Genomic DNA, 21,068 nt, shown 5'->3' with positions numbered 1-21,068 from the left:
CAATTCGGGCACGCATGACTTGACGGTGTGAAAGAACGCTCATTATAACGAGACTTTTCCGGCGTTCACTGTGAGCCTTCCATGCACATCCTTGTTTTCACCTTCTGCAGACCGCTTCAGCGCCATAACGTGCCGCTGTGATGGCGGTGACATGGCATGTTCTCGGTGCGGGCAGCCTGGGCAGTCTCTGGGCGACGCGACTGGCACGCGCGAATCTGCCGGTGCGGTTGATCCTTCGCAACGCGGATCGGCTGGCCGCCTATCAAGCCAATGGCAGCTGCGTGACGCTGGTCGAAAACGATATCGCCCATGCGTACCCGGTCGAAGCACAGACCGCCAACCATCAACAACCTATCGAACGGCTGCTGGTGGCCTGCAAGGCTTACGAGGCCGAGCAGGCTGTCGCTCAGCTGGCTCCGCGACTGACGGCGCAGGCCGACGTCATCCTGTTGCAGAACGGCCTGGGCAGCCAGGACGCTGTGGCGGCGCAAATCCCCCACGCGCGCTGCCTGTTCGCCTCCAGCACCGAAGGCGCGTTTCTGGAGTCGGACTGGCGTGTCAGGTTTGCTGGCCATGTTTTCAACTGGCTGGGTGATGTATCCGCCCCGACAGCCCCCGCGCTTCTGCAGGATTTGCACGACAGTGGCATTCCCCACGAATGGACGCCGGACATCCTGACCCGCCTGTGGCGCAAGCTGGCGATCAACTGCGCAGTCAACCCGCTGACGGTCCTGCACGACTGCCGTAATGGTGGCCTGCTCGAGCACCCCTGCGAGGTCGCCACGCTGTGCGCCGAGCTGAGCGATCTGCTGGGCCGCTGCGGCCAGCCAGCGGCTGCGCAGGAACTGCATGCGGAAGTGCTGCGGGTCATCCAGGCGACCGCCGCCAATTACTCATCCATGTATCAGGATGTGCTTCACGGGCGACGCACCGAAATCAGCTACCTGCTGGGTTACGCATGCTCAGCCGCAGCGCGTCATGGCTGTCCGGCCCCGCACCTGCAGCAGTTGCAGACGCGTCTGACCGCTCATCTGGCAAGCAAGGGTTTGCGTACCGACTAGCCCGCGCTACCCTGCTCGCATCACCCGTCACTGCGACTTGCCCAATGCCCTTGCGCCAACGCCTGGAAAACCTGCCAGTCGGCCAGAAACTGCTGGCCGCCCTGCTGGTCCTGATGACCACCGTACTGCTGGTCGCCAACCTGACCTTCATCAGCGCGGCCTACTACATCTCTCAGGAGGCGATGGCTCCACAGGCCCTGCAGACCATCGGTCGGCTGATCAGCAGCGCCAACCTCAACGAGCGGGCCTTGTACTCGCCGAACGAGGCGCGCGCGCTGCTCAAGGAGCTGAGAAGCTACGGGCCGTTGCGTGCCGCAGCCCTGTATGACAACGACGGCGAGCGGCTTGAACAGATGCATCAGGGCGAAAGTCTAGAGCTGCCCAAGCACTTCAAAGACATGGACAGCTGGCGCCTGACCGAATTTCGCAGCACGCAGGTCATTACCGTACCGAAGGGCGACGAGCCGCCAGGGCATCTGCTGCTGGTTGCCAGTAGCGAGCTGCCTCCTGCGTTCTACACCGGCACGCTGACCGCCAGCCTCGGCATTCTGGTGTTCAGCGTATTGCTGTGGCTGGTGGTGGCACGGCAGATTCGGCGCCTGATTACTGAACCCATTTACCAACTGGAAGAATTGTCCCGGCAGGTGACCCGCGAAGAGAACTACGCACTCCGCGCAGAACCCGGTAACGAGGATGAAATCGGCAGCCTGGCCGAGGCGTTCAACACCATGCTGTCGCGTATCGAAGCACGCGAACAGCAACTCAAGCGCGCGCGCGACGACTCGCAGGAAGCCTACGATCAGGCTCAGGGGCTGGCCGAGGAAACCCGCCACACCAACCGCAAGCTGGAGCTGGAAGTCCAGGTGCGCAGCAAGATCGAGAAGAAGCTCACCGGCTTCCAGAACTACCTCAACAGCATCATTGACTCGATGCCCTCGGCGATGATCGCGCTGGATGAACAGCTGTACGTCACCCAGTGGAATCAGGAGGCGACGGCATTGTCCGGGACGACCCTGGACGAAGCGCTGAACCAGCCGATCTTCCTGGCCTTCGAGCCGATGCGCTCGTTTCTGCCGCAGATCAAGCACACCGTCGAGCGCCACAGCGTGACCAAGATCGAGCGCGTGACCTGGATCAAGAATGACGAGTCCCGCCACTACGCGCTGACGTTCTACCCGTTGACCGGCGATGCCGGGCGCGGCGTGGTGATCCGGATCGATGACATCACCCAGCGCATATCGCTGGAAGAAATGATGGTGCAGTCGGAAAAAATGCTGTCCGTCGGCGGTCTGGCAGCGGGCATGGCGCATGAGATCAACAACCCGCTGGGCGCCATTCTGCACAACGTGCAGAACATCCGCCGGCGGCTGTCTCCGGAGCTGCCGAAGAACATCGAGCAGGCCGAGGCCGACGGCGTCGATCTGGCGCAGGTCAACCATTACCTGGAAAGCCGCGAAGTGCCGAAACTGCTCGACGGCATTCAGCAGGCCGGTGCCAGGGCTGCAAAAATCGTCAGCCACATGCTCAATTTCAGCCGCCTGAGCAGTCGTCAGTTAACGCCCTGTGACTTGCCGGCCTTGATCGATCAGGCCGTGGAGATCGCCAGTAACGACTTCGATCTGACCATCGGTTTCGACTTCAAGGGCCAGCACATCATCCGTCAGTTCGACCCCGAACTGGGTCCGGTGCCGTGCATTGCCAACGAGCTGGAGCAGGTGCTGCTGAACCTGCTGAAGAACGCCGCGCAGGCCATCCACCAGCGGCCGGAGAGCGAAGAGCCCGGGCGCATTACCCTGCGCACGCGCCTCAATCCGCCGTGGGCCGAGATTCAGGTCGAGGACAACGGCATCGGCATGTCGGAGAACATCCGCAAGCGTACGTTCGAGCCGTTTTTCACCACCAAGGAAATCGGCCAGGGCACCGGGCTGGGCCTGTCGGTGTCCTACTTCATTGTCACCAACAACCACAAAGGCCAGATGGAGGTACATTCCTCTCTCGGCACAGGCACCTGCTTTACGCTGCGTCTACCGCTGGTGGCCAACCAGGTGAGCGTTCAGCAGCAGGTCATTTCAAAATCCTGATCAGGAATCGCATCAATGGGCTTTCGTTTGTCGAAGATTTACACGCGTACCGGCGATGCCGGTGAAACCGGTCTGGGCGATGGCCGTCGGGTCTCCAAGGATCATCCGCGCGTCGAGGCCATCGGTGAGGTCGATACGCTCAACAGCCAGCTGGGACTGTTGCTGGCGGGGCTGATCGATGAAGCTCAGCGCGTCCCGGCGCTCAAGGAAGTGATCGAAGTACTTGCACCCTGCCAGCACCGTCTGTTCGATCTGGGCGGTGAACTGGCCATGCCGACCTACAAGGCGCTGAACGAAGCCGAGGTCGAGCGACTGGAAGCTGCAATTGATGTCTGGAATGACGAACTGGGGCCACTGGAGAATTTCATTTTGCCTGGCGGTTCATCGCTGATCGCACAAGCGCACATCTGCCGTAGCCTGGCACGCAGTGCAGAACGTCGCTGTCAGCATCTGAATGCCGTCGAGCCGCTGGAAGGCGCAGGGCTGGCGTACATCAACAGGCTGTCGGACCTACTGTTCGTCGCTGCTCGATTGATCGCCAGAAGACAGGGCATTGCCGAGATCCTTTGGCAGCCCGCACCCAAGCCGGTTTGATGGGCATATCCATTAAACGGAGCAGCACAGAAGAGATCCTCACGCCAGCGTCCTGTCGTTAGGTATAGGTCTTGTGGGAGTGAGCGAGGCTGGCTCACGAAGACGTCGGTCCAGACGCCCCATTTTTCAGGGGTTTTACTGGCCTCTTCGCGAGCAAGCTTGCTCCCACGGCCTGCGGCCAGAATCAAGAGCAGACTTGTGTATAACGCTAGTTACTCTGCGTGGGCATGCCGTTCTGGACGCTCTGCGTCCTCTTCTGAGCGTCAGACGATTTCGTCAGGCCAGAACGCGCGAATCCCGGCCACGCCCTGTGCGCCGCTCTCCCAGGCCTGTTGGCGCTCGGCAGGACCTACGCCGCCCAGCAGAAAGACCGGCCTGTTGAAATCTGCAATCAGTTGCGTTGCCTGCGGCCAGCCCAGCGGTTGCGCATCGGGGTGGGTCAGGGTTGGCTGAACGGGCGACAGGGTGACGAAATCCACGCCCATCTGCTCGGCCAGAGCCAGCTCTTCGGCGTTATGGCACGACGCCGCCAGCCAGCGGTTCTCAGGGAACGGACGCCCGCGACTGGCGTACTTGCGCAGTTGCTCCGCCGTCAGGTGCCAGCCGGCGGACGGAAAGTCGCCCAGCCACTCCAGAGGCCCTTTGAGCATGAGCTGCGCCTTGCCGGCACACAGGCCCGCCGCATCCACGGCCAGGTCACGGTACTTCGGGTCGTAACCACCCGGTGCACGTAACTGGACCAGCTTGATGCCGCCTGCGATTGCTTTCTGCATACCGCGCAACAGCTCGATATTGTCCAGCCCCTCAGGGGTGATCAGGTACTCGCCGGGCAAACGTGCCGCCGCGACGATCGGCTGATTGGCGGCCGGAAAGTCATAATTGGCCAGCTCACGCGGGCTGGCCCAGACCAGCGGCTGCCCTTCTGCACCATGCGCCTGGCCAGTGAAGGCCGAGACTTCCCAGACGTCCAGGAGCACCTGCTTGTCCGGATAGTCGTGACAGACCTTGATCAGCGGACGTGCCGCCGTCACCAGGATGCCCAGCTCTTCCTGCAATTCACGTGCGAGCGCGGCCTGGACAGTCTCGCCCTCCTCGACCTTGCCGCCAGGAAACTCCCAGAGGCCGCCTTGATGCTGAGTGTCGGCACGCCGGGCAATCAATACGCTGCCGTCAGCGCCACGAATGACGGCGGCGGCCACATGAACTCGTTTCACGATCAGGACTCCTCCAGACCGGCCTGCTGCCAGCGTCTGAAGGCAGGCCACTGGTAAATGGTTTCGATGTACTTCAGCGCTTCTTCAGGCAGCTCGACACGGTAACTGCGCAGGCGAATGGCTACCGGGGCGAAGAACGCGTCGGCAATGCTTGGCTTACCGAACAGAAACGGACCGCTTTCGGCCGCCGCAGTGCGGCATTCGGCCCACAGCTCGACGATACGGTCGATGTCGTTCTGGGTATCGACCGGAATCACTTCCAGCGCCTGATCCTGGCGCAGGTCCATCGGCATGTTCGAACGCAGGCTGACAAAGCCGCTGTGCATCTGCGCGCAGGCAGAACGTGCCTGGGCACGCGCAGCGGTATCACTCGGCCACAGGCCAGCGTCCGGAAAACGTTCGACCAGGTATTCGCAAATGGCCAGCGAATCGATGATCGTGCCGTGCTCGCACTGCAGCGCAGGGACCTTGCCGGTGGGTGAATACTTGAGAATGTTCGCGCGGGTGTCAGGCTGGTTGAGGCGGATAACCTGATCGGTGAACGGAGCACCGGTCATTTCCAGCACCAGCCAGGGACGCAGCGACCAGGAGGAGTAGCGTTTGTCGCCGATAATCAGATGCAGGCTCATGGTTCAGCTCCATTGAGCCCGGCGCGAAGACAGGATGCCGGCGCGCCGGGCATTGAATCAGGTGCGATATTCCGCGTTGATCTTCACGTACTCGTGAGAAAGATCGGTAGTCCAGATCGTTTCGCTGCAATCGCCGCGGCCCAGCTCGATACGGATGGTGATTTCTTCTTCGGCCATTACCGCCGAGCCCTGCTCTTCTGTGTAGGTAGTGGCGCGGCAACCCTGGCTGGCGATGCACACGCCCCCCAGGAATACGTCGATCTTGCTCACGTCCAGATCCGGCACACCGGCACGGCCGACAGCCGCCAGGATACGTCCCCAGTTCGGGTCGGAGGCGAACAGCGCGGTCTTGATCAGTGGCGAGTGGGCCACGGCATAACCGACATCCAGGCATTCATGATGATTGCCGCCACCGTTGACTTCCACGGTCACGAACTTGGTCGCACCTTCACCGTCACGTACGATGGCCTGAGCGACTTCCATGCACACATCGAACACGGCTTTCTTCAACGCCTCGAACAACGGACCTTTGGCCTCGGTAATTTCCGGCAGATCAGCCTGGCCGGTGGCGATCAGCATGCAGCAATCGTTGGTCGAGGTGTCGCCATCGATGGTGATGCGGTTGAACGACTTGTTGGCGCCGTCACGAATCAGGTCCTGAAGCACGCTCTGCGCCACTTTGGCGTCGGTGGCGATGTAACCGAGCATGGTCGCCATGTTCGGGCGAATCATGCCTGCACCCTTGCTGATGCCGGTCACAGTGACGGTCACGCCGTCATGGCTGAACTGACGGCTGGCGCCTTTGGGCAGAGTGTCGGTGGTCATGATGCCGGTCGCCGCTGCGGCCCAGTTATCCACAGACAGATCATCCAGCGCGGCTTGCAGAGCGCCTTCGATCTTTTCCACAGGCAACGGCTCGCCGATCACGCCCGTCGAGTACGGCAGCACCGCCGAAGCATCGACGCCGGTCAGTTGCGCCAGCTTTTCGCAGGTACGCCGCGCCGCCACAAGACCTGGTTCGCCCGTGCCCGCATTGGCATTGCCAGTGTTGGTCAGCAAATAACGCACGGTGCCCTGGACACGTTGCTTGGCCAGAATGACCGGCGCGGCGCAGAACGCATTCAAGGTGAATACGCCGGCTACGCTGGAGCCTTCGGCACAGCGCATGACCACGACATCCTTGCGCCCCGGGCGTTTGATGCCGGCAGAAGAAATGCCAAGTTCAAAGCCGGGAACCGGGTGCAACGCAGGCAAAGGACCAAGACCAACAGCCATCGGGGTGCTCCTCATGGAGTGTGGCGCCGTCCGCATCGGTACGGCGATCAATGAAAAAACGCCGCGACGGGCAAGCCGGTCGCGGCGCAGGTATTACACAGTCAAAGGCTTAGTTGATCTGGCCGTGACAGTGCTTGAATTTCTTGCCCGAACCACACCAGCACAGCTCGTTGCGGCCCAGTTTCTGGTCGTTGCGAACCGGCTCGGATGCAACGGCAACAGGCGCTTCGCCACCCTCTTCATCGAGAAGCGGCTGCTCGATGCCCGGTGCCGGCGCGTGTTCGAACTGCATGCGACTGGCCAGCTCTTCGGCATCCTGACGCAGGCGTGCTTCTTCTTCCTCTGGATCTTCGCGGCGAACCTGAACATGCGAGAGCACACGGATGGTGTCGCGCTTGATCGAATCGAGCAGTTCCTGGAACAGCGTGAAGGACTCGCGCTTGTATTCCTGCTTCGGGTTCTTCTGAGCGTAGCCGCGCAGGTGGATACCGTGACGCAGGTGGTCCATGGTCGACAGGTGATCTTTCCACAGGTCGTCCAGCACACGCAGGAGGATCTGCTTCTCGAAGGAGCGCAGGGCTTCGGCGCTGGCCTGGTCTTCCTTCTCGTTGTACGCCACCAGCAACTGCGCCATGATTTTTTCGCGCAGGCTGTCTTCGTGCAGGTTGTCGTCTTCGTCGAGCCACTGCTGGATCGGCATTTGCACCGCGAAGTCGGTATTGAGCGCCGATTCCAGGCCGGCAACGTTCCACTGCTCCGGCAGGGACTGTGGCGGAATGTGCTGGATGATCAGGTTGTTGAGCACTTCCTCGCGGAAGTCGGCAATGGTCTCGCCAATGTTCTCGGCGGCCAGCAACGTGTTACGCATGTGATAAATCACTTTACGCTGTTCGTTGGCCACGTCATCGAATTCCAGCAACTGCTTGCGGATGTCGAAGTTGCGACCTTCTACCTTGCGCTGCGCTTTTTCGATGGCGTTGGTCACCATGCGATGCTCGATGGCCTCACCGGACTGCATGCCCAGCGCCTTCATGAAGTTCTTCACCCGGTCAGAGGCAAAGATGCGCATCAGGCTGTCTTCGAGCGACAGGTAGAAACGGCTGGAGCCGGTGTCGCCCTGACGGCCGGCACGACCGCGCAGCTGGTTGTCGATACGGCGCGATTCGTGACGCTCGGAGGCGATGACGTGCAGGCCGCCCGCTTCGATCACCTGCTGATGGCGCTTCTGCCAGTCAGCCTTGATCTGTGCGATCTGCTCGGGAGTCGGGTCTTCCAGATTGGCGACCTCGACCTCCCAGTTGCCGCCCAGCAGGATGTCGGTACCACGACCGGCCATGTTGGTGGCGATGGTCAACGCACCCGGACGACCGGCCTGCGCAATGATTTCCGCTTCCTTTTCGTGGAACTTGGCGTTCAGAACCTTGTGCTCGATGCCTTCCTTGTTGAGCAGGCTGGACATGTGCTCGGACGTTTCGATGGTCGCCGTACCGACCAGCACCGGACGGTTTTCCGCGATGCAGGCCTTGATGTCGGTGACGATGGCAGCGTACTTCTCTTCCGCCGTCAGGTAGACCAGGTCGTTGAAGTCCTTACGCGCCAAAGGCTTGTTCGGCGGGATGACCATGACGGCCAGGTTGTAGATCTGGTGAAATTCGAACGCTTCGGTGTCGGCCGTACCGGTCATACCGGACAGTTTGTTGTACAGACGGAAGTAGTTCTGGAACGTGGTCGATGCCAGGGTCTGGCTTTCAGCCTGAATGTTCAGACCTTCCTTGGCTTCGATGGCCTGGTGCAGACCTTCGGACAGACGACGGCCCGGCATGGTACGGCCGGTGTGTTCGTCGACCAGCAGAACCTGACCGTCCGAAACGATGTATTCGACGTTGCGATTGAACAGCTTGTGCGCACGCAGACCGGCATAGACGTGGGTCAGCAGGCCCAGGTTATGCGCCGAGTAGAGGCTCTCGCCTTCAGCCAGCAGGCCGACTTCGGTGAGCATTTCTTCGATGAACTGGTGACCGGCTTCGTTCAGCTCGACCTGACGGGTTTTCTCGTCAACGGTGAAATGACCCGGCTTGGTGACTTCGCCTTCCACTTCCTCGATATGCTGCTCGAGCTTGGGGATCAGGCGATTGATTTCGGTGTACAGCTTGGAGCTGTCTTCAGCCTGACCGGAGATGATCAGCGGCGTACGCGCTTCGTCGATCAGAATCGAGTCGACTTCGTCGATCACGGCAAAATTGAGTTCACGCTGGAACTTGTCGTCCATGCTGAACGCCATGTTGTCGCGCAGGTAATCGAAACCGTATTCGTTGTTGGTGCCATACGTGATATCGGCAGCGTAGGCGGCGCGCTTCTCTTCTGGCGGCTGGAATGGCGTGACGATGCCTACGGTCAGGCCGAGGAATTCGTACAGCGGACGCATCCAGTTGGCATCGCGGCGCGCGAGGTAGTCGTTCACGGTAACGACGTGAACACCCTTGCCGGACAATGCATTGAGGTATACCGCCAGCGTACCGACCAGGGTTTTACCTTCACCGGTACGCATTTCCGCGATCTGACCTTCGTGCAGGGTCATGCCGCCGATCAACTGAACGTCGAAGTGGCGCATGCCCATGACGCGCTTGCCCGCTTCACGAGCGACAGCAAAGGCTTCCGGAAGCAATTGATCGAGGGTCTCGCCTTTGGCTATGCGGGCCTTGAACTCTTCGGTCTTGGCGCGCAGTTGCTCGTCCGAAAGGGCCACCATTTGCTCTTCGAAGGCATTGACGATCTGTACCGTCTTGAGCATGCGTTTTACTTCACGCTCGTTCTTGCTTCCAAAAAGTTTTTTCAACAAAGGCGCAAACATATCGACAGGATCTTCCACACATAGGAATGGAGGGCGGCCCCGTGAGTCGCCCGTGCAGCCCAGATGGCCGCATGCGAACGAGCATTCTACCCGGAAACGATGGTGAGGAAAGTGGCGTTATTCCACGATGCTGGCACAGCGCTGTGACGGGGCAGGTTTACAATGGGGCCATTTTCAAGCACTTCAACCCGTTAGCCGGGGAAGTTACTCATTGATTTGCATATGAAAGCACGGAAATGCCCTGAAAAGCAGCCGTCAGAACGCTTTCTGTTAAGATGTTCATCTTGTTACCCAGGCACCCCTCCATGGCCTTTCGTCCTCTGAACGCCCGCCCGCCCGCGGTTTTGCTGCGTGAAGCCAAGCCCTTGAAGGCTATATTTCGCCACGCCGAGCGACTCAGCCACTTGCAGCGCCTGCTCGAAAGCCAGCTGCAACCTGCGGCCCGCGAGCATTGTCACGTGGCATCGTGGCGCGAAGGTACCTTGTTGCTGATCGTGACGGATGGTCATTGGGCCACGCGCCTGCGCTACCAGCAGAAACGCCTGCACCGGCAAATGATGGCCTTCGACGAATTCATCAACCTGACCCGCATTGTGTTCAAGGTGCAGCCGCCTGAAGCGCCACGCGGAGCCGCCACGCACACGATCGACCTGTCGGCAGTGGCTGCCGAAAACATTCAGGCCACCGCTGAAGGCATCACCGATCCGCGCTTGCGCGCCGCACTGGAGCGGCTGGCCAGCCATGCGAAGGACAGGAAATAACCCTGCCTGATCGCTGCACAACCTCCGCGAGCACTGACCTTCCCTGAAAAAAACCATAAAAAAAGGCCACCCGAGGGCAGCCTTTAAAGAACAAAAGGAAAGAGAGTAAAGCTTGCTTACACCGCCGCGACAGGACGCATGTAAGAAATAGGTGCCGTACTGGCATCCTCGAAAGTCACCACTTCCCAAGCGTCTTTCTGCTCGATCAACGTACGCAGCAGACGGTTGTTCAGTGCATGCCCCGATTTGAAACCCCGGAACTCACCAATCAGGCTGTTGCCCAGCAGGTAGAGGTCACCGATGGCGTCGAGGATTTTGTGTTTGACGAATTCGTCCTCGTACCGCAGGCCGTCTTCGTTCAGTACACCGTCCTTGTCGACCACGATGGCGTTTTCCACGCTGCCGCCGAGTGCGAGGTTGTGCTTGCGCAGGTACTCGATATCACTCATGAACCCGAAGGTCCGGGCACGGCTGACTTCCTTCACGAAGGAAGTACTGGAAAAGTCCACGCTTGCACTTTGTGTGCGGTCACGGAAGACGGGGTGATCGAAATCGATCTCGAAACTGACCTTGAACCCTTCGAAAGGCACGAAGGTAGCGCGTTTACCGCCCTCCTCCACTGTGACTTCACGCAAGATACGGATGAATTTCTTCGGCTCGTCCTGTTCTTCCAGGCCTGCCGATTGAATCAGGAATACGAAAGGGCCTGCGCTGCCGTCCATGATAGGAACTTCGGAGGCAGAGAGCTCGACGTAGGCGTTATCGATGCCAAGGCCAGCCATGGCCGAGAGCAAGTGTTCTACCGTGTCGACTTTGACATCACCATTGACCAGAGTGGTCGACAGAGTGGTGTCACCGACGTTTTCCGCACGCGCAGGAATCTGCACGACGGGATCAAGGTCAGCTCGGCAAAACACAATGCCGGTATTCACAGGTGCGGGCTTGAGGGTCAGGTAAACCTTCTCCCCGGAGTGCAGGCCTACACCTGTGGCACGGATAATATTTTTCAGGGTGCGTTGTTTAATCATGGCATGGGCCGCTTCAGCGCAAGTTGCGAACTGGTATCAACAAAGGCTGGCGATGATAGCAGACCATGCCTTTGCTGAACACCAATCACCCTAATACCCCTGATACATTTCATCAATCGGCCTGACGACGCAGGAAAGCCGGGATGTCCAGGTAATCAAGATCATCGTTAGGATTCATCTTCGCCGCGGCTGTAGCGCCTGCGTGTGCCTGATTGCGCATCACGGTAGGACGATCCAGGTCACGGTAGTTGACCGACGGTGCTTCCTGGCGGGACGCCTGCTGTGCAGGAGCCTGCTGGGTGGTCTGCAGCGTGTTGTCGATGACCTTGACAGGTTTCTCGATTTTCGCGCCCAGGCCGGTGGCAACCACGGTCACGTGCAACTCGTCACGCATGTCCGGATCGATAACGGTACCGACCTTGACCATCGCGTGCTCGGAAGCGAACGCTTCGATGATGCTACCCACGTCCGAGTACTCACCCAGAGACAGGTCAGGACCGGCAGTGATGTTGACCAGGATGCCGCGAGCGCCCTGCAGGTTGACGTCTTCGAGCAACGGGTTGCGGATCGCCGCTTCGGTCGCTTCACGTGCACGGTTAGGACCGCTGGCGCAGCCAGTGCCCATCATCGCCATGCCCATTTCGCTCATCACGGTACGCACGTCGGCGAAGTCGACGTTGATCATGCCCGGACGCTTGATGATGTCGGAGATACCGCGAACGGCACCGGCCAGTACATCGTCAGCCTTGGCGAAAGCCGACAGCAGGCTGGCGTCTTTACCGAGGATGGTCAGCAGCTTCTCGTTGGGGATGGTGATCAACGAGTCGACGCTTTCGGACAGCATGCGGATGCCTTCATCGGCGATCTGCATACGCTTGCGACCTTCGAACGGGAACGGACGGGTCACGACTGCGACCGTCAGAATACCCATTTCCTTGGCCACTTCAGCAATGATCGGTGCTGCACCGGTACCGGTACCGCCGCCCATGCCAGTGGTGATGAAAACCATGTTGGTGCCCTGCAGAACTTCTGCAATGCGCTCACGATCTTCCAGTGCGGCCTGACGACCGACTTCAGGGTTGGCGCCAGCGCCAAGACCCTTGGTCACGCCGGTGCCCAGTTGCAGAATGGTCCGCGCGCCGATGTTTTTCAGCGCTTGAGCATCGGTGTTGGCGCAGATGAATTCCACGCCTTCGATGTTGCTCTTGACCATGTGATTGACAGCGTTGCCGCCACCACCGCCTACGCCGATAACCTTGATAACCGGGCTTTGCGGGACGTTGTCTACGAGTTCGAACATTTTCTCTCTCCTTCCGCTTTCTAGTTAGTTTTGCCTACTGCCTGCCGATACTGCTGGTGAAGCCCTGAATCTGAAGCTGTGAAACCGTTGAACGTTGAAACTTAGAAATTGCCCTGCACCCAACGCTTGATACGCTCAAGCACCGGTGCCTTGGTTTCGTCGCTGTAACTGCTGTTGCCGACAATCCCGGACAGCGAAATGCCATCCGATTGTTTTTGCAGCCCGTACATCAACAGGCCTACGCCGGTTGAGTAGATCGGGTTGCGCACGACATCAGCGAGCCCTTTGACGCTGTGCGGTACGCCCAGGCGGACCGGCATGTGGAAGATTTCCTCGGCCAGTTCGACCGCACCTTCCATTTTCGCTGTGCCCCCGGTCAGCACGATGCCGGCCGGGATCAGATCTTCGTAGCCGCTGCGGCGCAGTTCGGCCTGGATCAGGGTGAACAGCTCGTCGTAACGAGGCTCTACCACTTCGGCCAGGGCCTGACGCGACAACTCGCGAGGTGGACGGTCGCCCACGCTTGGCACTTTGATGGTTTCGCCTGCACCGGCCAGCTTGGCCAGCGCACAGGCATAACGAATCTTGATTTCTTCGGCGTACTGGGTCGGAGTGCGCAACGCCATGGCGATGTCGTTGGTCACCTGATCACCCGCAATCGGGATGACCGCCGTGTGGCGAATGGCGCCTTCGGTGAAGATCGCGATGTCGGTGGTGCCGCCACCGATGTCCACCAGGCACACACCCAGTTCTTTCTCGTCATCGGTCAGCACGGAATACGCCGAAGCCAGTTGCTCGAGAATGATGTCGTCGACTTCCAGACCGCAGCGACGTACGCACTTTTCGATGTTCTGCGCCGCGTTCACCGCACAGGTCACCACGTGGACCTTGGCTTCCAGACGTACGCCGGACATGCCCAGAGGCTCACGCACGCCTTCCTGGTTATCGATCACGTAATCCTGAGGCAGGGTGTGCAACACACGCTGGTCGGCAGGAATGGCCACCGCCTGAGCAGCATCGAGCACACGCTCCAGGTCCGCAGAGCTGACTTCGCGATCACGAATCGCCACGATGCCGTGCGAGTTCAGGCTGCGAATGTGGCTGCCTGCAACGCCCACGAATGCCGAGTGGATACGGCAGCCGGCCATCAGCTGCGCTTCTTCGATTGCGCGCTGGATCGACTGCACGGTCGATTCGATATTCACCACCACGCCCTTTTTAAGGCCGCGGGAGGGATGGGTACCGATACCCACGATTTCCAGCGAGCCATCGGCCGCGACTTCGCCTACCAGTGCCACCACCTTGGAGGTACCGATATCCAGCCCGACGATCATTTTGCCGCTTTGCACATTTGCCATGGTCCTGCCTCTTATCAATTCTTCGCGACGGCGGGTTTTTCCGTCGCCGGCGCTGCCTGTTCGCGCCAACCGACCGCAAGGCCGTTGGAGTAACGCAAGTCGACGCGCGCGATATTCGTTATTTGGTCTTTCAGCGTTTTGTCGTAAATCGCGATGAAGCGGCGCATTTTTTCGACAAGGTGGTCGCGTCCAAGCAACAATTCGATACCCGGGCCAGCACTACCGGCACCTGTTGTCAGGAACCAGCTGCCACGCTCGCGCAGCTCCAGGCGCACGATGGAGAAGCCCAACGGGCGCAACATCTGACTCAACACCTGATACTGCTGCATCACCTGCTGCTGGGCCCGCTGCGGGCCGAACAACTGGGGAAGATGTTCGTAATTGGACAGTTCACGCGGTGTGAAAGCCTGCCCCTGGTTATTCAACAGCGCTTCATCGCCCCAACGGGCAACCGGCAACTGCTCTTCAAGACGAATCACTACCTGATCCGGCCATACACGACGGACCTCGGCGTGCGCAATCCATGGCATCTGCTCAAGCTCGGTGCGCATGGCAGCCAGATCGATCTTGAAAAAGCTCGACGCCACATAAGGCGCAATCCGCTGCTGCACAGCCTGCTGGCTGATGTAACTCAAATCGCCCTGCACGTTGATGCGGGTAATCGGGCGGTCGGCGTACGGCAGCAGACGCTGTGCTGCCTCATAAGTACCGAAGCCCAGAACCACCAACAGCACAGGCCAGAGCAGACGCTTCAGAAAACTGAAGTTGGCCTTGGGCAGGCGCGCCGACAAGGGCTCCTTGGCCACCATACGGCTGGCGCCGCGCGGCACCGGCTTGTTGCGGCCGGGTGCAGGTGGCTGAGGACGTGTCGACGGGCCGTACATGCCTTAACCCCTCGCCTGAACGCTGTCGGCCAGAATCGCCAACACCAGCTGTTGAAAATCCAGACCTGCCGCACGGGCCGCCATAGGCACCAGACTGTGATCGGTCATGCCCGGTACAGTATTGACTTCCAGTAACCAGAACTTGCCTTGTGCGTCCTGCATGACATCCGTGCGCGCCCACCCTGCAATGCCGATGGCTTCGCAAGCACGTGCTGCAAGTTGTTTGAGTTCCTGTTCCTGCGCATCGCCAAGTCCGCACGGAATCCGATACTGAGTATCGGACGCCAGGTACTTGGCATCGTAATCATAAAAACTGTGAGGAGTGCCCAGGCCGATGGGAGGCAACACCTGGCCACGCAGAGACGCGACAGTGAACTCAGGTCCCTGAATCCATTGTTCGACTAATACTTGCGAATCGTAGGTACTGGCGGCTTTCCATGCGGCGATCAATTCATCGACGCTGTTCACCTTTGCCATACCGATACTTGAACCTTCATGGGCCGGTTTGACGATCAAAGGCAAGCCCAGTTCCGTCGCGGCGCAAATACAATCACTCTCGTTTTCAAGAACGGCATGCAGCGGTGTGGCGAGGCCGAGACTCTGCCAGACCTGCTTGGTGCGCAACTTGTCCATCGCCAGTGCAGAAGCCAGTACGCCACTGCCGGTATAAGGGATTTCCAGGCATTCCAGCAGGCCTTGCATGGTGCCGTCTTCACCACCACGTCCGTGCAGAACGATAAAGGCACGGTCGATTTTCTCGCTGACCAGTCGCTGCAGGAAATCATCGCCCACATCAATGCCGAACGCATCCACGCCTGCCTCGAGCAACGCACTGAGCACGGCTTTACCCGAGTTCAGCGAGACTGCCCGTTCGGCACTCTTGCCACCGAAGAGCACGGCGACACGGCCGAAGCTTTTCGGCTCGAGTGTCGAGCGCAGGGAGGACTGGGCGACGGCTGTCATTTCAGCTTCCCTTCGGTGGAGGCCACTTTGGCACCGGCGAACAGCGGGCTTTTCAGCAGCTGTGGCGCAAGACCGCCGATGTCGCCAGCGCCCTGGCACAGCAGGATGTCGCCCGCGCGCAGCAGCGGTTTGACCAGCGGCGCCAACTCGACACCACGCTCGATGTAGATCGGGTCCAGTTGGCCACGCTGACGAATGCTGTGGCACAGGTTACGGCTGTCCGCACCGGGAATCGGTTCTTCACCGGCCGGGTAGACTTCCATCAGCAGCAGCACATTGGCGTCCGCCAGCACCTGGACGAAATCGTCGTACAAGTCACGGGTGCGGCTGAAACGGTGTGGCTGGTAGACCATGACCAGACGACGATCAGGCCAGCCGCCTCGCACGGCGTTGATAACGGCAGCGACTTCACGCGGGTGGTGACCGTAGTCATCGACCAGCATCACGTTGCCGCCATCGACCGGCAGCTCGCCGTAGACCTGGAAGCGCCGACCGACGCCCTGGAAGCCGGAAAGTCCCTGAACGATAGCCTCGTCGCTAACGCCCTCATCGGTGGCGATGGCGATGGTCGCCAGCGAGTTGAGTACGTTGTGATTGCCGGGCATGTTCACCGACACATCCAGCGGCTCGCGGTCGCGGCGCAGTACGGTGAAGAAGGTCAGCATGCCGTCCTGACGCACATTGATTGCACGTATATCGGCAGACTCGCTGAAGCCGTAGGTCAGCGTCGGACGCTTGACCAGCGGCAGAATTTCACGCACCACCGGATCGTCGATGCACATTACCGCCAGCCCGTAGAAAGGCAGGTTGTGCAGGAACTCGACAAAGGTCTTCTTCAGTTTGTTGAAGTCGCCTTCGTAGGTCGCCATGTGATCGGCGTCGATATTGGTGACCACCGCGACCAGAGGCTGCAGGTGCAGGAAGCTGGCGTCGCTTTCATCGGCTTCGGCGATCAGGTAGCGGCTGGTGCCCAACTGCGCATTGGTGCCCGCCGCATTCAGACGGCCGCCAATCACGAAGGTCGGGTCCAGGCCGCCGGCAGCGAATACCGAAGCGATCAGGCTGGTGGTGGTGGTCTTGCCATGCGTACCGGCAACGGCGATACCGTGGCGATAACGCATCAGCTCGGCGAGCATCTCGGCACGCGGTACAACCGGGATGCGGCGCTCCAGCGCAGTGGCCACTTCCGGGTTGGAGGTGTTGACGGCACTCGACACTACCAGCACGTCGGCACCGATGGTGTTCTCGGCACGATGGCCAATGAAAATCTGTGCGCCGAACGATTCCAGGCGTTCGGTCACGGCCGAACCCTTCAGGTCGGAGCCCGAGACTTCGTAGCCCAGGTTCAGCAGCACCTCGGCAATCCCGCACATGCCGACACCGCCGATACCGACGAAGTGGATACGACGGATACGGCGCATTTCAGGTTGTGGCATGGCGCGTTGATTCTCAACCATGGGCCACCTCCACACAGATGTTGACGACGGTGCTGGTTGCATCAGGCCTGGCCAGGCTGCGTGCAGTGCGGGCCATGCTGTTCAATTGTTCGGGTTGCATCAAAACCTCTTTCAGGCGTGCTGCCATCTCGGCGGCGCCAGTTGTCGCTTGCGGCATGACGAAGGCTGCGCCTTCGCGAGCCAGATAGTCAGCGTTACGTGACTGATGGTCATCAATCGCGTGGGGCAGCGGTATCAGCAACGACGGCAGGCCGGCGGCGGCCAGTTCGCTGATGGTCAATGCACCTGCGCGGCAGACCACCAGATCGGCCCAGCCATAGGCTTGGGCCATGTTCTGGATGAACGGCGCAACCTGCGCCTCGACGCCCGCGTTGCGATAGCGCTCGGCGGTAACTGCGTCATGATTCTTGCCCGACTGATGAAAGACTTCGGGCTGGATGTCCTGAGGCAGCTGGGACAGCGCCTCGGGCAACAATTTGTTCAACGGCTCCGCGCCCAGGCTGCCACCCAGTACCAGCAGACGAGCCTTGCGTCCGGTCAGTGCCTGACGCGGTGTTTCCAGAAACAGCTCGACACGCACCGGGTTGCCGGTGGTGCGACGCTTGGACGACTCCGCAAAGGTGTTCGGGAACGCTTCGCATACCCGGCTGGCGAACGACGCCAGACTGCGGTTGGCGGTACCGGCAACGGCGTTCTGCTCGTGAATGATCAACGGTACGCCTGCCAGCTTCGCCGCCAGACCGCCGGGGCCGGTGACGTAGCCACCAAAGCCGACCACGCAGACCGGTTTCACCTGACGTACGACCTTGCGTGCCTGCATCAGGGCCTTGAGCAACATGAAAGGCGCTTTGAGCAGCGACAGGCGGCCCTTGCCGCGCAGGCCGGTGACATTGATCAGGTGCAGCGTCAGACCGGCCTGCGGTACCAGTTCGTTTTCGATACCGCGCGGCGTGCCCAGCCAATGGACCTTGTAGCCGCGTGCCTGGAACTCGCGCGCGCAGGCCAGCGCCGGGAATACATGCCCGCCGGTCCCGCCCGCCATGATCAGCACGTTAGCGTCCATTGGGCGTGTCCTCGGCGAAGTCGCTTTCCTTGAACTCGGCTTCTTCACTGCCCATGTTGTTGCGCGATTCCCACTCGATGCGCAGCAGCAGCCCGAGGCTCGCGCAGCAGATCACCAGCGAGCTGCCGCCGTAGCTGAGGAACGGCAGGGTCAGGCCCTTGGTGGGCAGCAGACCGACGTTCACACCGATGTTGATCAGGAACTGACCGATCCACAGGAACGACAGACCGTAGGCCACGTAGGCACCGAAGAACTGCTTGGCGCGCTCGGCCCACATGCCGATGTACATGCCGCGAATACTGACGAACAGGAACAACGCGACGGTGATCAGCGAACCCACGACGCCCAGCTCTTCTGCAAGGACCGAGAACACGAAGTCGGTGTGCGCTTCCGGCAGGTAGAACTGCTTCTGCACGCTGTTGCCCAGTCCGACGCCAAACCACTCGCCGCGACCGAAGGCGATCAGCGCCTGGGTCAATTGGTAGCCGGAGCCGAACTGGTCAGCCCACGGGTCAGTAAAGTTGGTCAGACGCGCCATCCGGTAAGGTTGGGCCTGAACCAGCACCACAACAGAGGCAACCGCCAGTACCACCATCAGCGAGAAACGGAACAGGCCGACACCACCGAGGAACAACATGGCCGCCGCGGCGCCCATCATTACCACGGTCGCACCGAAGTCAGGCTCCATGAGCAGCAGACCGGCCATCGGCAACAGCACAATGAACGGCTTGAAGAAGCCCATCCAGCTTTCGCGAACTTCCTGCTGCTGACGAATCAGGTAGCCGGCAAGGAAGATCACCACAAACACCTTGGCGATTTCCGACGGCTGCACGTTGAACGCGCCGAAGCCGATCCAGCGCATCGAACCGTTCACCTCGCGCCCGATCCCCGGCACCAGCACCAGCAGCAACAGACCGAACGCGCCGAGCAGCATCATCCAGCCCAGACGCTGCCAGGTGGCGACCGGGATCATCATGGTCACGCCGCAGGCACCCAGGCCGATCAGCAGATAAACCAGGTGACGGGTCATCATGTACAGCGTGTTGCCCGACTGCACTGCGGCCACTTCCGACGAGGCCGAGGTAATCATCACCAGGCCAAGGCCAAGCAGCGCCAGGCAGCCGACCAGCATCGGGAAGTCCAGGTCGATGCCGCGCCCGCTGATCAGTGGCGATGGATAAGGCTTGATCACACCGAAGATCATGACAAGCACTCCACTGCCTGCGCGAACACACGTCCGCGCTCTTCATAATTCTTGAACATGTCCAGACTGGCGCATGCAGGAGAAAGCAATACGGCGTCGCCACGCAGAGCCAGTTTTGCGCTGTGCTCGACAGCAGCCTGGACGGTGTCGACACGCACCAGCGGAACGGCGTCGCCCAATGCCTGGGCAATCAGTTCGGCATCACGTCCGAGCAAGACCGCCGCGCGGCAATACTTGGCGACTGGCGCACGCAAACCGCTGAAGTCAGCGCCTTTGCCATCGCCGCCGGCGATCAGCACCAGCTTGCCGTCGATATCCGAGCCCAGCCCTTCGATGGCCGCCAGTGCGGCGCCAACGTTGGTGGCTTTGGAATCGTTGTAGTAATGAACGCCATCGTGCTCGCGCAACCACTGGCAGCGATGCTCCAGACCGGTGAATTCACGCAGGCTGGCGAGCATGGCGTCGAACGGCAGGCCGACTGCATGCCCAAGCGCCAAGGCGGCGAGCGCGTTGGCCTGATTGTGTGCACCGCGCACTTTCAGCTCACGCACCGGCATGAGGTTTTCAAACTGGAACGCCAGGTACTTTTCGCTGTTCTCTTCACGCAGGCCGAAACCATGGAAGTCGGGCTTGTTGAGGCCGAATGTCCAGCACGGCAGGCCTTCACCAATCAGCGGACGGGACAGCGCATCCTGACGATTGACCACCACTTGCCGCGCGCCACGGAAAATCCGGTGCTTGGCCAGGTGGTAAGCAGGCAGACCGTTGTAGCGGTCCATGTGGTCTTCGCTGATATTCAGCACGGTCGCCACTTCAGCATTGAGCTGGTCGGTGGTTTCGAGCTGAAAGCTGGAAAGCTCCATCACGTACAGCTCAACATCGTCGCTGAGCAGGTCCAGCGCCGGAGTGCCGAGATTGCCGCCCACCGCCACACGCTTTCCAGCGGCAGCGGCCATCTCACCGACCAGCGTGGTCACGGTGCTTTTCGCATTCGAGCCGGTAATGGCAATCACCGGCGCCTTCGCGTAACGCGCGAACAGTTCGATGTCGCCCGACAGTTTGACGCCACGTGCGTGAGCCTGCTGCAGGGCCGGGGTCGCCAGGGCCAGACCGGGGCTGACATACAGCTCATCGGCACGGCAGAGGAAATCCACGTCCAGCTCGCCACAACGCACTTCCACCTGCGGATAGTCGCGACGCAAGGTCGCCAGCTCAGGAGGATTCTCCCGCGTGTCGGCCACGGCAAAGGACACGCCCTGGATCGCCAGGAAGCGAACCAGGGACATGCCGCTTTTGCCTAGACCCACGACAATGCGGAAGCGGTCGGAAACGATCAGGGACACTC

17 protein-coding genes are annotated in these 21,068 nt (G+C 60.4%); 4 read left to right on the top strand and 13 right to left on the bottom strand.

The genetic code is table 11. The features are described from left to right. Positions 1–140 precede the first annotated feature (140 nt). Genes JOE34_RS11420 through JOE34_RS11410 form a run of 3 tightly spaced genes read left to right on the top strand, consistent with a single transcriptional unit; the run spans position 141 to position 3,736 of the window. The gene (locus JOE34_RS11420; protein ID WP_209995760.1) at positions 141–1,061 is read left to right on the top strand and encodes a putative 2-dehydropantoate 2-reductase; all 921 of its coding nucleotides are present in this window, start codon (positions 141–143) and stop codon (positions 1,059–1,061) included. 44 nt (positions 1,062–1,105) lie between these two features. After that, positions 1,106–3,142 carry an ATP-binding protein gene (locus JOE34_RS11415; RefSeq protein ID WP_046266524.1) on the top strand — a complete coding sequence of 679 codons (2,037 nt, stop codon included), beginning with the start codon at positions 1,106–1,108 and terminating at the stop codon, positions 3,140–3,142. A 15-nt stretch (positions 3,143–3,157) separates the two neighbouring features. Next, complete coding sequence (locus tag JOE34_RS11410) at positions 3,158–3,736, top strand: cob(I)yrinic acid a,c-diamide adenosyltransferase (protein WP_003363999.1); 579 nt, start codon at positions 3,158–3,160, stop codon at positions 3,734–3,736. Between the two features lie 263 nt (positions 3,737–3,999). Here the strand turns inward: JOE34_RS11410 and JOE34_RS11405 are convergent, their stop codons facing one another. From JOE34_RS11405 to secA, 4 genes are all read right to left on the bottom strand, one after another. Then, the gene (locus JOE34_RS11405; protein ID WP_003424479.1) at positions 4,000–4,950 is read right to left on the bottom strand and encodes a Nudix family hydrolase; all 951 of its coding nucleotides are present in this window, start codon (positions 4,948–4,950) and stop codon (positions 4,000–4,002) included. Between the two features lie 2 nt (positions 4,951–4,952). Continuing rightward, positions 4,953–5,579: a glutathione S-transferase family protein gene (locus JOE34_RS11400; protein WP_046266525.1), complete on the bottom strand. Its 627-nt coding sequence runs from the start codon at positions 5,577–5,579 to the stop codon at positions 4,953–4,955. 57 nt (positions 5,580–5,636) lie between these two features. Next, positions 5,637–6,854 carry a bifunctional glutamate N-acetyltransferase/amino-acid acetyltransferase ArgJ gene (gene argJ / locus JOE34_RS11395; RefSeq protein ID WP_046266526.1) on the bottom strand — a complete coding sequence of 406 codons (1,218 nt, stop codon included), beginning with the start codon at positions 6,852–6,854 and terminating at the stop codon, positions 5,637–5,639. Between the two features lie 109 nt (positions 6,855–6,963). After that, positions 6,964–9,705 carry a preprotein translocase subunit SecA gene (gene secA, locus JOE34_RS11390; protein ID WP_003418776.1) on the bottom strand — a complete coding sequence of 914 codons (2,742 nt, stop codon included), beginning with the start codon at positions 9,703–9,705 and terminating at the stop codon, positions 6,964–6,966. Positions 9,706–10,010: 305 nt separating this feature from the next. Between secA and JOE34_RS11385 the strand changes: the two genes are divergently transcribed. Next, positions 10,011–10,466 (top strand): DciA family protein, encoded by a 456-nt coding sequence (locus tag JOE34_RS11385; RefSeq protein ID WP_003395359.1) that lies wholly within the window; start codon positions 10,011–10,013, stop codon positions 10,464–10,466. Between the two features lie 116 nt (positions 10,467–10,582). On the opposite strand, the gene lpxC is transcribed toward JOE34_RS11385, so the two are convergent. The 9 genes from lpxC to murD form a co-directional block, all read right to left on the bottom strand. Beyond that, positions 10,583–11,494, bottom strand: coding sequence for a UDP-3-O-acyl-N-acetylglucosamine deacetylase (gene lpxC, locus JOE34_RS11380; protein ID WP_003364012.1), 912 nt, complete (start codon positions 11,492–11,494; stop codon positions 10,583–10,585). A gap of 112 nt (positions 11,495–11,606) precedes the next feature. Then, positions 11,607–12,794, bottom strand: coding sequence for a cell division protein FtsZ (ftsZ, locus tag JOE34_RS11375; protein ID WP_002555041.1), 1,188 nt, complete (start codon positions 12,792–12,794; stop codon positions 11,607–11,609). Between the two features lie 101 nt (positions 12,795–12,895). After that, on the bottom strand, positions 12,896–14,152 hold the full coding sequence (gene ftsA / locus JOE34_RS11370) for a cell division protein FtsA (protein ID WP_003364017.1): 1,257 nt from the start codon (positions 14,150–14,152) through the stop codon (positions 12,896–12,898). Between the two features lie 14 nt (positions 14,153–14,166). After that, complete coding sequence (locus tag JOE34_RS11365; protein WP_003395370.1) at positions 14,167–15,036, bottom strand: cell division protein FtsQ/DivIB; 870 nt, start codon at positions 15,034–15,036, stop codon at positions 14,167–14,169. Positions 15,037–15,039: 3 nt separating this feature from the next. Further along, entirely contained in the window at positions 15,040–15,999 is a 960-nt protein-coding gene (locus JOE34_RS11360) for a D-alanine--D-alanine ligase (RefSeq protein WP_046266527.1), read from the bottom strand. After that, positions 15,996–17,456, bottom strand: a complete 1,461-nt coding sequence (gene murC / locus JOE34_RS11355) for a UDP-N-acetylmuramate--L-alanine ligase (protein ID WP_003424493.1) — start codon at positions 17,454–17,456, stop codon at positions 15,996–15,998. Before murC ends, JOE34_RS11360 begins: the two co-directional genes overlap by 4 nt. After that, positions 17,449–18,519 (bottom strand): undecaprenyldiphospho-muramoylpentapeptide beta-N-acetylglucosaminyltransferase, encoded by a 1,071-nt coding sequence (gene murG / locus JOE34_RS11350; protein ID WP_046266528.1) that lies wholly within the window; start codon positions 18,517–18,519, stop codon positions 17,449–17,451. Before murG ends, murC begins: the two co-directional genes overlap by 8 nt. Beyond that, positions 18,509–19,720: a putative lipid II flippase FtsW gene (ftsW, locus tag JOE34_RS11345; protein ID WP_162832611.1), complete on the bottom strand. Its 1,212-nt coding sequence runs from the start codon at positions 19,718–19,720 to the stop codon at positions 18,509–18,511. The genes murG and ftsW overlap by 11 nt, the downstream gene beginning before the upstream one ends. Continuing rightward, positions 19,720–21,066, bottom strand: a complete 1,347-nt coding sequence (murD, locus tag JOE34_RS11340) for a UDP-N-acetylmuramoyl-L-alanine--D-glutamate ligase (RefSeq protein ID WP_010423735.1) — start codon at positions 21,064–21,066, stop codon at positions 19,720–19,722. The genes ftsW and murD overlap by 1 nt, the downstream gene beginning before the upstream one ends. Positions 21,067–21,068 lie beyond the last annotated feature (2 nt).

The sequence above is a fragment of the Pseudomonas sp. PvP028 genome (genome assembly GCF_017832255.1).
Classification (GTDB): domain Bacteria; phylum Pseudomonadota; class Gammaproteobacteria; order Pseudomonadales; family Pseudomonadaceae; genus Aquipseudomonas; species Aquipseudomonas syringae.
This window is presented reverse-complemented; position numbering and strand designations above follow the sequence as displayed.